Source organism: Geminicoccaceae bacterium (assembly GCA_020638465.1).
Taxonomy (GTDB): domain Bacteria; phylum Pseudomonadota; class Alphaproteobacteria; order Geminicoccales; family Geminicoccaceae; genus JAGREO01.
Map to the genome: position 1 here is coordinate 1630066 of JACKIM010000001.1, position 16296 is coordinate 1646361.

The following is a 16296-nucleotide window of genomic DNA, read 5'->3' on the forward strand; positions in this document are numbered from 1 at the left end:
AGATACTCGCCTGGTCCCGTCACTATCGCGACAGTTGCACGACGACAACAGGAGAGGATGCCGATGTCAGCAGCAGATACGACGACCGATGCGGTACAAGTATCCGATCGGTATCTGAAAAGATCTGGTGTGCTGAGAAGAGCCCGCAATTTCATAATCAGTGCCGCCAGTGTTTTCGTGTTCTTTGCTGTCTGGACAATCATTGCGAATTCCGGCGTCATTTCGCCCACATTCCTGCCGTCGCCCGCGGCAGTATGGGCTTCACTCGTCGATGCGCAAGTTGACGGCTACAGGGGGCACACTCTGGCCGCGCACGTGGCTTACAGCCTGTTCCGGGTATTTTCCGGTTTTACCGCGGCCATCGTTATCGGTGTACCTGTGGGCCTCATGATGGGGCGAAGCGACACGGCCAATGCAATCATAGATCCGTTCGTGCAGTTCTTCCGGCCGTTGCCGCCACTTGGATATTACATGCTTTTGGTGTTGTGGTTCGGTATCGGCGAGATGTCCAAGGTGGTGCTGCTTTTCCTGACCGGCTTTCCGGTGATGGTCGTTTCGGCCGCTGCTGCGGTGCGCAGTGTTCAGGAAAGTCATCTCAGGGTCGCGCGATCGCTGGGGCTCTCCGAACGGCAGGTTTTCTGGTCGGTGATTTTTCCATCGACGTTGCCGGCACTTTTCACCGCCGCACGGCTGACCATAGGCGTAACGTTTGGATCACTGGTCGCGGCGGAAATTGTCGCAGCTTCAAGGGGAGTAGGCTTCATCATTCTGAATTCAAGCCAGTATCTACGGACGGAATATGTATTCATGGGCATTTTCGTCATCGGTGCGATCGCGCTGCTGCTGGACAAGGCGGCCTCGGCGATCGAGCGCGTCGTTGTGCCGTGGGCTGGGAAAGGATGAATTCGACGATGAGCTTCTCCAATCCCGTTATCTTCGAGCCCGACTCGGGGAAAGAGCTGCTTAGCATTCGCGACCTTTCGGTGCGCTTCGACAAGGCCGAGGCGCTCAGGGCCGTAAACCTCGATGTCCGTCAGGGTGAGTTCATTGCGGTGGTCGGTCCCTCCGGCTGCGGGAAAAGCACGCTCCTGCACGTCATTGCAGGATTCCTCCAGCCAACCTCCGGGTCGGCCAAGCTGAACGGAGAGGAAATTCGCAAGCCCGGCGCGGACAGGACGGTTGTGCTCCAGCAGCCCGCATTGTTTCAGTGGTTGAACGTTTACGAAAATGTCGAACTGGGACCGAAAGCGCGCGGTGTTCCAAAAGCGGAACGGCATGAAACGGTGCAGAAATATCTGGATCTTGTCGGCCTGTCGCACGTTCAGAAAAGTCATTCCTATGAGTTATCCGGTGGCATGCAGCAACGGGTCTCGCTCGCTCGCGCGCTTGCCAACGACACCAGCATCCTGCTCGTAGACGAACCTTTCGGTGCGCTGGATGCCCTGACGCGGGATCGCATGCAGCGCGAAATCGTCCGGATCTGGCACGAAACCGGAAAAACCGTACTGTTCATCACCCATGACGTCGAGGAAGCCGTTTTCTGCGCAACCTCGATTGTGGTGATGGCGGCTTCACCCGGCCGGGTGCTGGAGCAACATCCGGCGCCGTTTTCACGCATGTATGCCGAGCATGATCTTGGCGCGCGCGCTGTGAAGTCGCGTCCTGACTTCATCGAGCTCCGGGAGAAGATCCTGGCACAGATTGTCGGGGAGGATCTGGATTAGTCACGTCGCTCCTTGAATCGGAATCGGCCATGTGTGCGTCGCCGTGACGATCTGGAAAGGTTTGCCTCAATTCTCTTCGGGAACGAAAGGTCTCGCCATGTCGAATGCCGGTACATCTGAAAGGCCCAAGACGGACGCCAGTGCTCGGGTTGTTGTCGTAGGCGGAGGGGTGATCGGCTGTTCCGCAGCTTATCATCTGGCGGAGCGTGGATGGCAGGATATCATTGTCCTTGAGCGCAGGACGCTTGGCTGCGGCACGACATGGCACTCACACGGACTGATCGGGCTCATCCGCAGCAGTCCGAACATGACCAGGCTGGCGCTGCACACGAACAAGGTCCTGAGGCAACTTGAGGCCGAGACCGGACTCTCGACCGGTTTCAAGCAAAACGGGTCATTGATTCTGGCGACGTCCGAGGCGCATCTTCTACAATTGCGTCAGGTTGTCTCGATGATGAAGCCGACGGGGCTGGAACTGCACGAGATCAGTGTGACCGAGGCGAAGCGCCTCTGGCCGCTGGCCAGCATGGAGGACGTCATTTCCGTGTTCTCGATGCCGGCGGAAGGCCAGGTCAACCCACTCGACACGCTTCAGGCTTACGCAAGAGCGGCGCGGATGAGGGGTGTAAAGATCTACGAGCAGACTCCTGTCATTTCGATCGAGAGCGACAAGGGCCGTGTCACAGGCGTGCGAACCGGAGATGGACTTATCAGGGCAGAGAAGGTTGTCATCGCGTCAGGGCTATGGTCCTGGGAATTGGGCCGCGCGTCGAATATCGACATTCCGCTGATGGCGGTCGAGCAATCCTACATGGTCACCGAGCCGATCGACGACATCGTGCCCGGGCTTCCGATATTGCGTGACTTCGAGTGTGGCCTGCTCGCTCGGGAAGATGCAAGGCAGCTTGCCATCGGTGCCACGGCCTTCCCTGAAAAGCCGTGGGGGTATGATGGAATCCCCGGTGATTTCGAGTTCGACGAACTCGACGGTGAGCCGGATCGCTTCGAGCAGATGTTCGCCCATCTCCTCCACCGGATACCGGCGATGGCTGATATCGGTATCCGCAAGTTTCTGACCGGACCGGAATCCGTTGCTCCCGACTCCCGGTATCTACTTGGCGAACCGCCGGGGCTTGGTGGCTGTATCGTCGCCACCGGGATGAGCGGTGTCGGAATTGGATCCTCGGGGGGAATTGGTCGCGAAATTGCCTGCTGGCTGGATGAGGGCAGTCCTGGTCTCGACATGTGGGATTGTGACATCCGTCGAACGATGGCGTTTGAAGTCAACAAGCGCTATCTGTTCGACAAGGTGACCGAGACAGGCGGCGCCCTCTTCGCCATCCTTTCTCCCGAGTATCAGCCGAAGGCTGCACGGAATGTGCGCCATTCACCTGTGCATGATCGCATGGCCGCGGTGGGCGCGGTTTTCGAAGTCATGGCGGGGTGGGAAGTTCCGTCCTGTTTCGTGGTCCGGGAGGCTCAGCGCGACATCTCGCGGCATGAGATGTTTTCCTCGATGCTCGACGAACAAAGGTCTCTTGAAGACGGTGCATCCTTTTCGGATCTCAGCAGCCATACGAATCTGATCGTCAAGGGCAGGGATGCCGGAGCCACGCTTGCGCGACTGGCGGCGGGGCCGCTTCCTGAGGAGGTCGGGCGGCATCGCCTGGTTCCGTTCCTGAACGGCCTCGGCAGGATTGAATTCGTCGCTGACATCATCCGGCTGGGCGATCAACACTTTCACGTGCTGGCGGACGCTTTGCAGCAGACACGGGCATTGAACCTCCTGGAAGCCGGGCTTGAGGGAACCCATGCCTCGTTGTTCGACGCATCGTCGGGCTTTGCAATCTTCTCGCTGACGGGCGGAGCGGCCGGATCCCTGCTTCGCTCCGTCGGGGTACGGGAGCTGCCAGGACCCGGCGAAAGTGCGGTGTGCGATTTCGGATATTCGCGCTCGATCGTGATCGGGTTTCCGGAAAGCCCGTTTGCCACCTGGCAGGTATTGGTGCCAACGGAATTTGCGCAGTGCGTCTATGATCAACTTGTGCAGGCGGAAGCTGTCGCACCGCTGACTTTCCTGGGACGCAATGCACGGCTAGGTCTCATGATCGAAGCTGGTGCACCACATCGGGAGATGAAGATCGATCCCATGCTCTCAATCAATGCGAATGGGCTTGCCGGCTGCGTGAACTGGGAAACATCCATTGAGTTTGCCGGAAAGCATGCCGCAGCGGCAATGGAGGAACAGTGCGGTCGATTGCCCGTCACGCTTGCCTTGAGAAGTTCAGGTCCTCGCCTGTTTGGCTATGAGCCGATCTGGTCAGGCGACCGGATGGTGGGGCATATCCTGCGAGCGGGCTATTCGGCAAGCCGGAATGCAGCAGTCGGATTTGGAGCTGTCTTGGCAAGTGCGAGGGAAGGGAACCTGTCAATAGAAGTGGCCATGGAGCAGTTTCCCGCCGATATTATATTTGGGTGATGCAGTTTTCTTCGATGCCGTCGGGGATCGGGGGCAGGGGGGCGGCATCATGGCCCTGTGGCGCTTTGCGTATCCGTTCCGTGATTTGTGCCGCACGGTGACAGGCCTCTGTTGCGTGACAGTTCAAATTTGTGCGAAATGGAGTGGTGAGTTGGACGCGCGGCGGGGAATTTCCGCGTAACGGGAAAGAGCTCACGATCGAGCAGGATATGGCACGCCTCTATATTCATCCAAAATTCAAGGATCTCGCGGACAGGTATCGCTTCGTCGACCTCGGGTTGAGGTTGGTGGAAATGGCCACGATACGCACCCTATGGCTGGTGTCGCGGGCCATCGGCATCGATCGTGCATCGGATCTGGGTGCCGTGTTTGGTGGTGTGGTCGGTCGCCGGCTTCGCAAGAACAAGCACGTGATGCGCAACCTGAAGATCGTCTTTCCGGATCGCGACCAGGGTTGGATCGAGGAGACGGCCCACAAGACCTGGCGCCAGATTGGCCGCGTGCTGGCAGAATATCCCCATATCGATGAACTTTGCCGCATGGGTGAAGGTGCCCGGGTGACGCTGGTGAGCGAGGGACCGCTTGAGGATATCCGCAATGCGCCGGTTGGCATGGTGTTTCTCGCCATGCATCAGGCCAACTGGAATCTTCCGGCGCTTGCGGGAGCGCTTGGCAATTTTCCTCTGGATGTGATTTTTGCGGAGCAGAAACATTCCGCATTCGAGGCCATGATCGCCTCGCATCGCAACCGGATGCCCTGCGGTTTCATCCATGTCCGGGATGTGCCGCGCAAGATGATTGCGGCGCTGCGGCAGGGGCGCGGCGTCGGTCTGTTCGTCGATCACCGGATCGACGGGGGCGATCCCGTACCCTTCTTCGGCCACGATGCGCAGACCACGACCATACCTGCGCGCATCGCCTGCAAGCTGGGTACCGGGGTGGTGCCGACCCGGATCGAGCGGCTGGATGGTGCGCATTTCCGTCTCACGCTTGGTCGGCCTGTCTATCCGGACCCCGACATTGCCGGTGACCATGAGGCAGCGCATTCCCTGATGTGCAAGGTGCATGAGCGGTTCGAGGAATGGGTCCGTGCCAGGCCAGAAGACTGGTGCTGCGTGAAGCGGCGTTGGTCGAGCTCGATCTCGAAACCGGCCCGCAGAGGGATTGCCGCCGGCATGGACAAGCCGCCGGAGATCGTCGTCTGATCCGATGGTTTCCATCGTCATTCCGGGATCTGTTTCTTCGATTTTCTTGTGATAACCCTCTCCCTCGCGCAAGTGAGATGGCGCACAATGCCACCACGGGCGGTTCCTTGGCTTCTGTGTCAGCCTTGACGCGGCGGCACGGAACGATCTGCAATGAAGGCGCCGCTTCGGTAGACGGCAGGGTGACAGTCAGGAGGGGAGGCACGGTTGGTACAGCCACAGACAGCAGGGGCAGGCATCGCCGGCAGGATCGAAGCCGCCAATGGCGAGGCTCTTGCACGCATGCTCGCGGCCGATCCGGTACTTGTCGACGTCGTTCCCGCGGCATCCGTCATGCCGCATCTGGCTGACCGTATGATTCTCCATGCCGGCCCGCCGATCGGTTGGGAGCGGATGTGCGGGCCGATGCGCGGTGCCGTCACGGGTATTGCCGTATTCGAGGGATGGGCGAGGGATCTGGCCGAAGCCGAGGGGCTCGCCGGTGAGGGGGCCTTCGTTTTCGAGCCGAATCATCACCACGATGCGGTGGGGCCGATGACGGGCATGACCACCAAAAGCCAGTGGGTGATGGTGGTCGAGAACCGGAAGTTCGGCAACCGCGCCTACTGCACCGTGAATGAAGGGCTTGGAAAGGTCATGCGGTTCGGTGGCAATGACGATGAGGTGCTGGACCGCCTGCGCTGGCTGCGCGATGTGCTGGGACCGGCGCTGGGGCGTGCCCTGCGCGAATGCGGAGGCGTTCCCTTGAAGAACCTCGTCGCGCGCGGCCTGACCATGGGTGACGAGATGCACCAGCGCAATGTCGCCTGTTCCGGCCTTTTCCTGCGGGCGCTCGCTCCTGTTCTCGCGCGGACCTCGGGCGCTCGCGAAGAACTGGCACGGGCGCTCGCGTTCATCGCTTCCAACGACCAGTTCTTCCTCAATATCGCGATGGCGCTCGGCAAGGCGATCATGGACCCGGTGCGTGATATCGAGGGGTCGAGCGTGGTCACGGCCATGTGCCGCAACGGTACCGATTTCGGCATCCGCGTTTCGGGGTGCGGCGACGAATGGTTCACGGCTCCGGTCGAGCAGCCGCGCGGCCTCTACTTTCCCGGCTACACGGAGGCTGATGCCAATCCCGACATGGGTGATTCGACCATCGTCGAAACGATCGGACTGGGTGGCTTCGCCATGGCCGCCTCGCCGGCCGTGGCAGGTTTCGTGGGTGCCGGTTCGGCGGCCGATGCGGCAATCTTTACGCGAGAGATGGGTGAAATCACCCTGGCCTCGAACCCCGAATGGACGATTCCATCCCTGGACTATCAGGGAGTTCCCACGGGTATCGACATCCGCCTCGTCGCGGACAGTGGCATCACGCCCACCATCAATACCGGCATCGCCCACAGGAAACCCGGCGTCGGGCAGGTCGGTGCGGGTGTCGTCAACGCGCCCCTCGCCTGTTTCACACAGGCCGTGCGGGCTTTCGCCGATCGGATGGGAGTGCGCTGATGGCCGTGATCGTCAATCTGGTCCGCAAGGGTTTCTACCTCGATTCGGTCGGACTCATGCGCATGTCGCGCGAGATAGCCGGCATGGATGGGGTCGAGGATGCCGCCTTGATGATGGCGACGCCAGCCAACAGGGAAATCATGAGGCATGCGGGCGTCCTTGCCGCCGAAGGCGATATGGCGGCCGCAAGCGATCTGGTGCTGGCTGTGCGTGCGCGTGACGAGGCTGTGGCCCATCAGGTGTTGAGGGAGGCTGAAGCGCTGCTCGACCGGCCCAGACGGTCCAATGCGGAAGCGGCGCAGTGGCGGCCGCGGAGCCTGCGGGCTGCACAGGCAGCGCGGCCATCGCTCAATCTCGCGCTTATCTCGGTGCCGGGCGAATATGCAGTGGCCGAAGCGCGCAAGGCGCTCGGACGCGGTCTCGACGTGATGATCTTCTCGGACAATGTACCGATCGGGGACGAGGTCGAGCTCAAGACCGAAGCCCGCGCGATGGGCCGGCTGGTGATGGGGCCGGACTGCGGCACGGCCATCATCGGAGGAGCCCCTTTGTGTTTTGCCAACCGGGTGCCCCGCGGATCCATCGGGATTGTCGGGGCGTCGGGGACGGGCACGCAGGAAGTGAGTTGTCTCATCGCCCGGCATGGCGGCGGCATCAGCCATGCGATCGGAACGGGCGGCCGGGATCTCAAGGAAGCTGTCGGGGGCATCACGACGCTGATGGCCATGGACATGCTCGACCGCGATCCGGGCACGGAGACTATCGTGCTCGTTTCAAAACCGCCTGCCGCCAGCGTCGTCCAGACCGTGCGCCGGCGTGTCGCGGAAAGCGGCAAGCGGTTCGTCATCTGTTTCCTCGGCAGTGACGGTATCGATTTGCCCACCAACGCCGTGGCCGCCTCCACCTTGCGTGACGCCGCGTTGCTTGCGCTCGGCAGGACCGTTTCGGCACCTCGTCAACCCGGCCACGGTGGTGGTTCGGCCGGGAGGATCGTCGGGCTTTTTGCTGGCGGCACACTTTGTGCCGAAGCGCAGATCATCCTCCAGCGTGCAGGGCTTGCGGTCGCATCCAACGTTCCCGTACCCGGTGCTTCGGCGACCGGCGGGCCGGGTCATCTGTTGCTCGACCTTGGCGATGACGAATACACCCGTGGGCGCCCCCATCCGATGATCGATCCGTCGGTGCGGGACGAACCCCTTGCCGCCGCCTTGCGCGATCCCGCCAATGCCGTCGTGCTCATTGATGTCGTGCTGGGCCATGGCGGCCATGCCGATCCGGCAGGTGCTGTCGCAGATGTGCTGAAGCGGCATCGCGGGCCGGGACCCGTGGTGGTGGCCTCGGTGACGGGCACGGACGAAGATCCTCAGGGACTGGCGGGCCAGATTGCCAGGCTCGAGGCTGTCGGTGTCGAGGTGCAACCGTCCAATGCGGATGCCGCCGAGGCCGCTTGCGCCCATCTGGACCAGACCCATGGCAGGTAACCGTTCCGATGGCATTCCCGGACGGTTGCTGATCGCCATCGGGGGCAATGCGACCCATCCGGACGACATCGAGGGGACTTCCGCCGAACAGAAGGCCGTCGCGGAAAGGACAGCGAAGGCTCTCCTGCCCCTGGCCCTCATGGATGGCGAGTTGATCATCACGCATGGCAACGGTCCCGTTGTAGGCAAGATCCTCATGCGCCAGGTTCTGACACGTGATCGTATTGCCCCGATGCCGCTGGATATCTGCGTCGCCCACAGTCAGGGCGGCATCGCCTATCTCCTCATGCAGGCGCTGGAAAATGCCCTGCGGGAGGCCGACAGTGGGAGGCATGTCGCCTGCCTGCTTACCCAGGTCGAGGTCGATCCCGACGATCCGGCATTCTCCAATCCGACAAAGCCCATCGGTCCGTTCTTCAGCGAGGAACAGGCAAGGGCCGTCTCCGCCGAGCTCGGCTGGGAGATGCGCGAGGACGCCGGACGCGGCTGGCGACATGTCGTGCCATCCCCCAAGCCGCGGCACATCTGCGATATCTCGCTGGTGCAGGTACTGGCCCGGCGGGGAACTGTCGTGATCGCGGGTGGTGGTGGCGGGATCCCCGTGGTGCGGGGACCCAAGGGCGTACGGCACGGTGTCCAGGCCGTTGTCGACAAGGACCTGAGTTCGGCTCACATGGCCAACGTGCTGGGCATTGACACGCTGATGATCCTCACGGCTGTGCGCCGGGTCGCGGTGGACTGGGGCAAGCCCGGCCAGCGCGATCTCGAACGGGTCGGTCTGCGCGAACTCAGGCAGTTGCATGCGGACGGACAATTCCCGGCGGGTTCCATGGGCCCCAAGGTCGAGGCGGCCATCCGCTTCCTCGAAGGCGGCGGCGATCACGTGGTCATCGGCCATCTTGAGGAGTGCATGGATGCGCTGGAAGGCCGTAGCGGCACCCATGTCTTTGCCGATGATCCTTGAAGCCATCAGCGTCGGCCCTCTGGCCGCGTGCATCCTCGACGCTCGCCCGAACGGCTGTATACAGGGCCGGGTCATGGCCCGTTTCGAGCGCAGCGCCTATGTCGCGGTCGACGGGGAACTCGTCTGTATCACCGACCCTGCGCTGTATGATGGCGCGATCAACATGCGTTGCCGGAGATTGCCCGCCGCGGGAGCCGACGTCTGGCTCGATGGCCGGTCTGCTCGTCGTTGGCACCCCGACCCATGGCCGTCGCCGGACTGTATACAGGGCTGTATGCAGCTTGTGGCCGGACGGTGCCGCGATGTTCCGGTCGCTTCCGGCGGGCTGTCGCTGCTGGGACGCGGAGAGGGACTGACTCCGGACGGCGATGATATCATTGCCGGGATGATGCTGGCATGGCGCGCGGTCGGTGCCCGTTTCGATGCGACGCCCGTGCTCGCCGCCGCCGCTGAACGGACTCATGCCATTTCGCTCGCCCATCTGCGTGCGGCCGCCCATGGCTATGCCAGTGCGCCGGTGCATGCGGCACTGGCGGCTCTGCTCGATCCTGAATACAGCTACAGCGACCTTGCACCGGCCATGGCCGGTCTCGATGCGGTCGGTCACAGCTCGGGGCGAAGCACGCTCACGGGCATAAAACAGGCGCTGGTCGCCTGGGCCGCCGATCCCACTGCCTGCATGAAGGTCTGAAGACGATGCTGCAATCCGTTTGTGCCTATGGTGGCATGGTCACCGCTCCTCACCATCTGGCTGCCCGTGCCGGCCTTCGGGTGCTCCAGGAGGGAGGTAATGCGGTCGAGGCGATGCTGGCCGCCGCGGCGGTGATCACGGTCGTCTACCCGCATATGAACGCTCCCGGTGGCGATAATTTCTGGTTGATAGCGGAACCCGGCCAGGCTCCTGTCGGCATCGATGCATGCGGCGCGGCGGCCGGCATGGCCAGCATCGATTTCTACAGGGCGCAGGGGTATGATGCCATTCCCAGCCGCGGTCCCCTCGCCGCACTGACCGTCGCCGGGGCGGTGTCGGGCTGGGCCCGGGCCCACGAGCTTGCGCGGGGACGCCTGCCCCTCTCGCGCCTGTTCGAGGATGCCATTCATCTTGCCCGCGATGGTGTTGCCGTAACCGCTACACTGGCCGACAATGCGGCATCCAAGCGCGATCAGCTCGTGGATGTGCCGGGTTTCCTCGACACCTACGGAGACTGCATGCAGGGCAGCCGGCTGCACCTGCCGAAGCTGGCCGCCACGTTCGAGCATCTGGCCCGATCCGGTCTGGACGATTTCTACCGTGGCGACCTCGCCCGCGCGATGGCGGGGGATCTCGAAGCCATCGGCAGCCCTCTGCGCTTGGCCGACCTTGAGCGGCATCGTGCGCTGGATGTGGAACCGCTTGCCCTCGATGTGGCGGGACACACTGTATACAACATGCCACCCCCCACCCAGGGGCTCGCCTCGTTGCTGCTGCTGGGAACATTCGCCCGCCTCGGCGTGACCGAAGGGGAGAGCTTCGCGCATGTTCACGGGTTGGTCGAATCGACCAAGGCCGCGTTCCGTGTACGTGACCGATATGTCACCGATCCTGCCTTCATGGGTGAGCCGGCCACGGCTTTCCTCGATTCCGGCCGACTCGACGCACTCGCGGATTCTGTCGACATGAGGAAAGCTGCCCCATGGCCGGATGCACCGGTTGGAGGAGATACCGTCTGGCTCGGTGCCGTCGATCGCGATGGTCGGGCCGTCAGCATGATACAGTCGATCTACTGGGAATTCGGCTCGGGTGTCGTGCTCCCGGGGAGCGGCGTTTCGTGGCAGAACCGCGGGACCTCGTTTTCGCTGGACACGGTCCATCACAATCATCTGCTGCCCTATCGAAGGCCGTTTCACACCATCCAGCCGGCCATGGCGTCGCTGTCGGACGGGCGCAGGATGGTCTACGGGACCATGGGCGGCGAAGGACAGCCGCAGACGCAGGCTGCCGTATTCAGCCGCCACGCCATGTTCGGCCAGCCGATTCAGCAGGCCGTCACGGCGCCGCGCTGGCTGCTCGGCCGGACATGGGGCGAGGATACCGCCAAGTTGCGCATGGAAGGCCGCTTCGCTCCCGAACTGATCGAGGCCATGCGCAAGGCCGGACACGACCTGCTGGTGGTGGGTGAATACGAGGAGATCATGGGACATGCCGGCGGCATCGTTCTTCATCCGGACGGACTGCTGGAGGGAGCAGCGGACCCTCGTTCGGATGGTGCGGTCGCAGCCTGTTGAAGCCGCCGCAAGGTCATTCAGGACGATCCTTCCGGACATGATTCGATGAGATGAGACTATCGCGATATTAAGAAAATCATCGAATGGCGTTGGGCGACAGATATCAAATTTCCGATGATCAAGATGTGGCATCTGTCACTGGTACAAATTGTCGCAGCTCTGGCCGAAATGCCGAATTTTCGTCGGTGTTGCCAAGAGCGTTCGGCCCCGGATGGTTCACCGCATTGCCGCGCATCTGAATCTGATTCTATGGTTAATATATTGAAAAGCAATGGATTTCCCATACCCGTCAGAAGGCGGCAGATGCTTCTGATCCCTGGCTGGATATTGTCCGGGTCTGCAAATATTCTACTTATGGTTGATTACTGATACCGGTTAGGTAAGTTATGGTTGAAAAAACGGATTCAATTCATTTATGGTAAACAAAGTTGCAAATATACAACTTGAGGTTGGCACATGCGAGCTTTGGTGGTGGAAGACGACCCAGTCTCGATGACCCTGCTCAAACGGACACTGGAGGAGGAGGGCATTGTCGTGGAAGCCGTCAACAGCGGCGACGACGCCCTCGAACTGGCCAAGGTGTATGAATATGACATCGCCGTGGTCGACCTGCAACTCGCTGACATGCATGGCGCGCAGTTCGTGCGGCGCATGCGCAATGCCAAGGTGGATACACCGGTGCTCATTGTCTCCAGCGAGGACAGTTCCGAGGAAAAGGTCCGTGCACTGACGAGCGGTGCGGATGACTTCATCAGCAAGCCCATCAACAAGGATGAGTTCGTGGCCCGGATCAAGGCCATCATCCGCCGGTCGAAGGGGCATGCGACGCCGGAAATCAAGCTTGGGCGGATGACGCTCGATCTGGTCACGCGTACGGTGAAGATCGACGGTGTACCGCTCAAGGTGACGGCCAAGGAATATACCATCCTGGAACTGCTCGCCCTGCGTCGCGGGCAACCGCTGACCAAGGAAATCTTCCTTGACCATCTCTATGGTGGCGAGGACGAGCCGGAACAGAAGATCATCGACGTTTTCATTTGCAAGTTGCGCAAGAAGATCTCGGCGATCAACCACAACAAGCACAATATCGAGACGGTATGGGGGCGTGGCTATGTGCTCAAGGATCTGACTGACGATCCACCGCCACCCATGCAGGCGGAGATGCAGCAGAATGCACCCGGGCTGGCGGAGCACGCCACCCCTTTCGAAGGCGCCGGTGACATGAATGAGATTCCCGCTGAGAACGAGATCGAACTGCTCATGCAACTGATCTCGCTCCAGTAGGAGTACGGGCCGGCGGAACCCGGCGACGGTGGCGGGATTCGACGATCAGCCGGGCTGGGCGTCGAAGACCTTGTCGGGTACGGGTTCCATCCAGTCGACGTGCTTGCCGTCGAGATTTTCGTGCATTGCGATGTGCACCATGCCCTGTGTCGGCGTGGCGCCATGCCAATGCTTCTCGCCCGGCGGAATCCAGACCGTGTCACCGGCGTGAACCTCCCTTATTCCTTCGCCCCAAGTCTGCACTCGGCCAGTACCGGAAATGATGAGAAGAGTCTGGCCGAGCGGGTGGGTATGCCAGGCCGTGCGCGAACCGGGCTCGAACGTGACCCGAACCGCCCGCAGCCGGGCGGGTGCAGGGGTGTCCACGATCGGGTCCTGCCAGACGGTCCCCGTGAACCATTCGCTGTTGCCCCGTTTCGTCTCGCATTCGGCGGCGCGGGTGATATTCATTGGCTTTTCTCCCTGGAGTCCTGCTCTTGCGGACCATTGAACCACCCATGATGGGCTCCGGTGTCGGTCCATTGACCAAATGGGCCGGAGTGATCCGTAAATTCAAGTCCGATCTTGCGGGCACGACGTCCCGCCCACACCTCACCGGGGTCCGTATAGTGTTCAGGAAACCGGCGTATTCGTGCTGGCGGCGGCCTTCAGCGGTTTGCGCGTCCGTTCGAACAGGTCCTGGAGCCCCCCGATTTCCCCGGCCAGTGCCAGCGGGTCGCAGCCTTCGGCCACCGTTCGCTCGATCTCCGCGGCATGTTTCGAGACTGCCAATGCGCCGACGCTGGCGCTGCTCGACTTGAGACTGTGGGCGTGGCGCTTGACCGTGGCAAAATCGCCCTGCGTGCAGGCGGTTTGCATCTCGGTCAGGATAGACGGCACATGGTCGAGATATTTCATGATGGTACGTGCCACCATGCCGCTGGCGCCGGCCGTCTCGATCTGGCGCAGCGGTGCAAGGGATGCCTCGTCGAACAGGTCATCCGGCGGCGGTTCCACCGGATCGTCTGCCTTGGCCATCCCATCGCCGTCATCCTCAACGTCTGCCGGCAGCCAGCGCGTGAGCATGGCCAGCAACTGTTCACGGCGAAACGGCTTGGCCAGCATGTCGTCCATGCCCGATTGCTGGCATGCTTTCCAGCTGCCATCGAGCGCATTGGCGGTCAGTGCGAGGATGGGCAGCCGCCTGCCATCCGCCAGATGGTCGCGAATGGCACGGGTCGCTTCGAGCCCGTCCATGACCGGCATCTGGCAGTCCATGAGAATGGCGTCGAAAGCGTCGGTTCCCCCGGCCTTGATGGCGTCCACGGCCTCCTGTCCGTTATCGACGACGGTCGCGGTGCAGCCCAGGCTTTCGAGCATGCCGCGGGCGACATCCTGATTGATGAGATTGTCTTCTGCGACCAGGATATGGGCCTGCAGCTTGCGATTCTGACGCCGTTCGATCCGCGCTTCGGGACGTACGGCGCCGTTCACGATCCGGTCGAGCGTGGTGCCCAGATCCCGCCGTCGTAGGGGCTTGTCGAGTGTCGCGAGGATTCCGAGCGCTCGCGTCTCGGCATCGCTGCGGCGCATGCCACCCGAAGTGAGCATGATTCTGGGGACGTCGCGCAGGTTCGGGTCGTCCTGCATGCACCGGGCGACATCGAAGCCGCTCAGGTCGGGCATCATGCCATCGAGGATGACACAGGTCGGTCGCTGGCCTGACTTCGCCTGCCTGCCCAATACCTCCAGCCCTTCGACCGGATCGAGATGCGACTCGACCCCGGCTCCCCATGCGTGGAGGTAGTGTTCGAGAATCTGCAGGTTGTTCGCATTGTCATCGATCATCACGATGTTCTTGCCGGATAGGTCGGGCGCGGCATCGAGGATCGTGCCGGTCCCTTGCGAGTGGTCGAGGATGACATTGAACAAGAAGGTTGAACCCTTGCCCAGTTCACTCTCAAGCCAGATCTTGCCCTGCATCATGCCGACCAGCTGGCGGACGATGGTCAGCCCGAGGCCGGTCCCGCCGAATCGGCGGGTATCGGTGTTGTCGGCCTGGGCAAAGCTCTCGAAGATTTCATCCTGCTTGTCCGGGGCAACGCCGATGCCGGTATCGGTGATGGCGAACCGGAACTCGATCCGCTGCCCTTCGCTTTCCCGCCATGTCAGTTTCAGGACGACTTCGCCCTCTTCGGTGAACTTGATGGCATTTCCCAGCAGATTGAGGATGATCTGCCGCAACCGGACCACATCGCCACGCACGACATGCGGCAATCCCTCGGGAAGCACGCCGGTAAGCTCCAGGCCCTTGGCATGGGCCCGGGCCGCCATCAGGGCCAGCGTTTCCTCGATCTCGTCGCGTGGATCGAAATCCATGCAGGCCAGAACCAGCTTGCCCGCCTCGATCTTGGAGATGTCGAGAATGTCGTTGATGATCGACAGAAGTGTCTGGCCGGAATTGGCGACCGTCGTCAGCAGTTTGGTCTGGTGGCCATCCAGTGACGTATCGGAAAGAAGGTCGCACATGCCGATGACGGCGTTGAGCGGCGTGCGGATCTCATGGCTCATATTGGCAAGGAACTGGGACTTTGCCTGGCTTGCGGCAACCGCCTTCTCCTCTTCCTGCCGGCTATGTTCGAGCGCCTGGGCGAGGTCCGCGGTACGCTCCTGTACCATTTGTTCGAGATCGTCGCGCTGCTGGCGCAGTTGCTCATCGCGATCGCCGATGGCGTCCAGCATGCCGTTGAAGGCATCGACGAGCGAGCCGATCTCATCCCCGCCCTGGCGACTTGCCCGCAGGTCGAGGCGCTGTTCGACTGTGACGGCGCGACTGATCTCGGCCAGAGCGAGGATCGGCCGGGAGATGAGGCCCTGAAAGAGGCTTGCCAGATAGACCGTGACGGCGATGGCGATCAGCATGATGCCGACGGACATCAGGAGAAACAGGCGCAGGTGTTCCCAGGCCTTCTTGAGGTCGCCCTTGATGACCAGTGTTCCCACTCTTTCGCTGTCGAGGATGATCGGCTCGACGATGCGAACGCCATCGAGAGATGTTTCGATGCCGGTAGCGAGCGAGCCGACGACCAGCCCGGAAGCGGAAGATGACTTGTCCTTGTGCCGGTAGTAGGCAAGAACCTCGCCATGATTGTCGGCAATGACCGCGCTGATCACGTCATCGTGAATGTCGAGTGCGCCAAGCAGCGCGCTTGCAGCCGAGCGATCGTTGAACGTCACGGCGGCCGTACTGTCGCGTGCGATGTCGAGGGCAAGGGCGATCTGGCTTTGAACGAGTGCCTGCCGTGTGGATACCAGTTCGACCACCGAAAACGCGATCGATGCCATGGTCAGTACCAGCGTGCTCACCACCGAGATGAGCAGGGTGATCTTGTTCGAGATGGAAAGGTTCTTTAGCATGGCGTCG

Annotated in this window: 12 protein-coding genes; 10 read left to right on the top strand and 2 right to left on the bottom strand. The window is 61.7% G+C overall.

Annotated elements, in window-relative coordinates; genetic code table 11:
- Positions 1 to 63: 63 nt before the first annotated feature.
- The 10 genes from H6851_07815 to H6851_07860 all read left to right on the top strand — a co-directional run bounded on the left by H6851_07815 (position 64) and on the right by H6851_07860 (position 12893).
- Positions 64 to 903, top strand: coding sequence for an ABC transporter permease (locus tag H6851_07815; GenBank protein ID MCB9943511.1), 840 nt, complete (start codon positions 64 to 66; stop codon positions 901 to 903).
- Positions 904 to 911: 8 nt separating this feature from the next.
- Entirely contained in the window at positions 912 to 1724 is an 813-nt protein-coding gene (locus H6851_07820) for an ABC transporter ATP-binding protein (protein ID MCB9943512.1), read from the top strand.
- Between the two features lie 169 nt (positions 1725 to 1893).
- A complete protein-coding gene (locus tag H6851_07825; GenBank protein MCB9943513.1) occupies positions 1894 to 4203 on the top strand; it encodes an FAD-dependent oxidoreductase in 2310 nt (769 codons plus the stop codon).
- A 146-nt stretch (positions 4204 to 4349) separates the two neighbouring features.
- Positions 4350 to 5408 (top strand): lysophospholipid acyltransferase family protein, encoded by a 1059-nt coding sequence (locus H6851_07830; GenBank protein ID MCB9943514.1) that lies wholly within the window; start codon positions 4350 to 4352, stop codon positions 5406 to 5408.
- Positions 5409 to 5690: 282 nt separating this feature from the next.
- On the top strand, positions 5691 to 6899 hold the full coding sequence (locus H6851_07835) for a DUF1116 domain-containing protein (protein ID MCB9943515.1): 1209 nt from the start codon (positions 5691 to 5693) through the stop codon (positions 6897 to 6899).
- A complete protein-coding gene (gene fdrA, locus H6851_07840) occupies positions 6896 to 8380 on the top strand; it encodes an acyl-CoA synthetase FdrA (protein ID MCB9943516.1) in 1485 nt (494 codons plus the stop codon). Before H6851_07835 ends, fdrA begins: the two co-directional genes overlap by 4 nt.
- A complete protein-coding gene (locus tag H6851_07845) occupies positions 8370 to 9344 on the top strand; it encodes a carbamate kinase (protein ID MCB9943517.1) in 975 nt (324 codons plus the stop codon). The genes fdrA and H6851_07845 overlap by 11 nt, the downstream gene beginning before the upstream one ends.
- Positions 9295 to 10035 (top strand): DUF2877 domain-containing protein, encoded by a 741-nt coding sequence (locus H6851_07850; protein MCB9943518.1) that lies wholly within the window; start codon positions 9295 to 9297, stop codon positions 10033 to 10035. Before H6851_07845 ends, H6851_07850 begins: the two co-directional genes overlap by 50 nt.
- Before the next feature lie 5 nt (positions 10036 to 10040).
- On the top strand, positions 10041 to 11609 hold the full coding sequence (locus H6851_07855; GenBank protein MCB9943519.1) for a gamma-glutamyltransferase family protein: 1569 nt from the start codon (positions 10041 to 10043) through the stop codon (positions 11607 to 11609).
- A 456-nt stretch (positions 11610 to 12065) separates the two neighbouring features.
- Positions 12066 to 12893, top strand: a complete 828-nt coding sequence (locus tag H6851_07860) for a response regulator transcription factor (GenBank protein MCB9943520.1) — start codon at positions 12066 to 12068, stop codon at positions 12891 to 12893.
- A gap of 45 nt (positions 12894 to 12938) precedes the next feature.
- On the opposite strand, the gene H6851_07865 is transcribed toward H6851_07860, so the two are convergent.
- Both H6851_07865 and H6851_07870 read right to left on the bottom strand, forming a co-directional pair.
- A complete protein-coding gene (locus H6851_07865) occupies positions 12939 to 13343 on the bottom strand; it encodes a cupin domain-containing protein (protein ID MCB9943521.1) in 405 nt (134 codons plus the stop codon).
- 162 nt (positions 13344 to 13505) lie between these two features.
- Positions 13506 to 16289 (bottom strand): response regulator, encoded by a 2784-nt coding sequence (locus tag H6851_07870; protein ID MCB9943522.1) that lies wholly within the window; start codon positions 16287 to 16289, stop codon positions 13506 to 13508.
- Between the last annotated feature and the right edge of the window lie 7 nt (positions 16290 to 16296).

What these genes read in the sequence shown, in the direction of transcription:
- H6851_07815 (MCB9943511.1), top strand. Translation starts at nt 64, where the DNA reads ATGTCAGCAGCAGATACGACGACCGATGCGGTACAAGTATCCGATCGG.
- H6851_07820 (MCB9943512.1), top strand. Translation starts at nt 912, where the DNA reads ATGAGCTTCTCCAATCCCGTTATCTTCGAGCCCGACTCGGGGAAAGAG.
- H6851_07835 (MCB9943515.1), top strand. Translation starts at nt 5,691, where the DNA reads ATGCTCGCGGCCGATCCGGTACTTGTCGACGTCGTTCCCGCGGCATCC.
- H6851_07845 (MCB9943517.1), top strand. Translation starts at nt 8,370, where the DNA reads ATGGCAGGTAACCGTTCCGATGGCATTCCCGGACGGTTGCTGATCGCC.
- H6851_07850 (MCB9943518.1), top strand. Translation starts at nt 9,295, where the DNA reads ATGCGCTGGAAGGCCGTAGCGGCACCCATGTCTTTGCCGATGATCCTT.
- H6851_07855 (MCB9943519.1), top strand. Translation starts at nt 10,041, where the DNA reads ATGCTGCAATCCGTTTGTGCCTATGGTGGCATGGTCACCGCTCCTCAC.
- H6851_07860 (MCB9943520.1), top strand. Translation starts at nt 12,066, where the DNA reads ATGCGAGCTTTGGTGGTGGAAGACGACCCAGTCTCGATGACCCTGCTC.
- H6851_07865 (MCB9943521.1), bottom strand. Translation starts at nt 13,343, where the DNA reads ATGAATATCACCCGCGCCGCCGAATGCGAGACGAAACGGGGCAACAGC.
- H6851_07870 (MCB9943522.1), bottom strand. Translation starts at nt 16,289, where the DNA reads ATGCTAAAGAACCTTTCCATCTCGAACAAGATCACCCTGCTCATCTCG.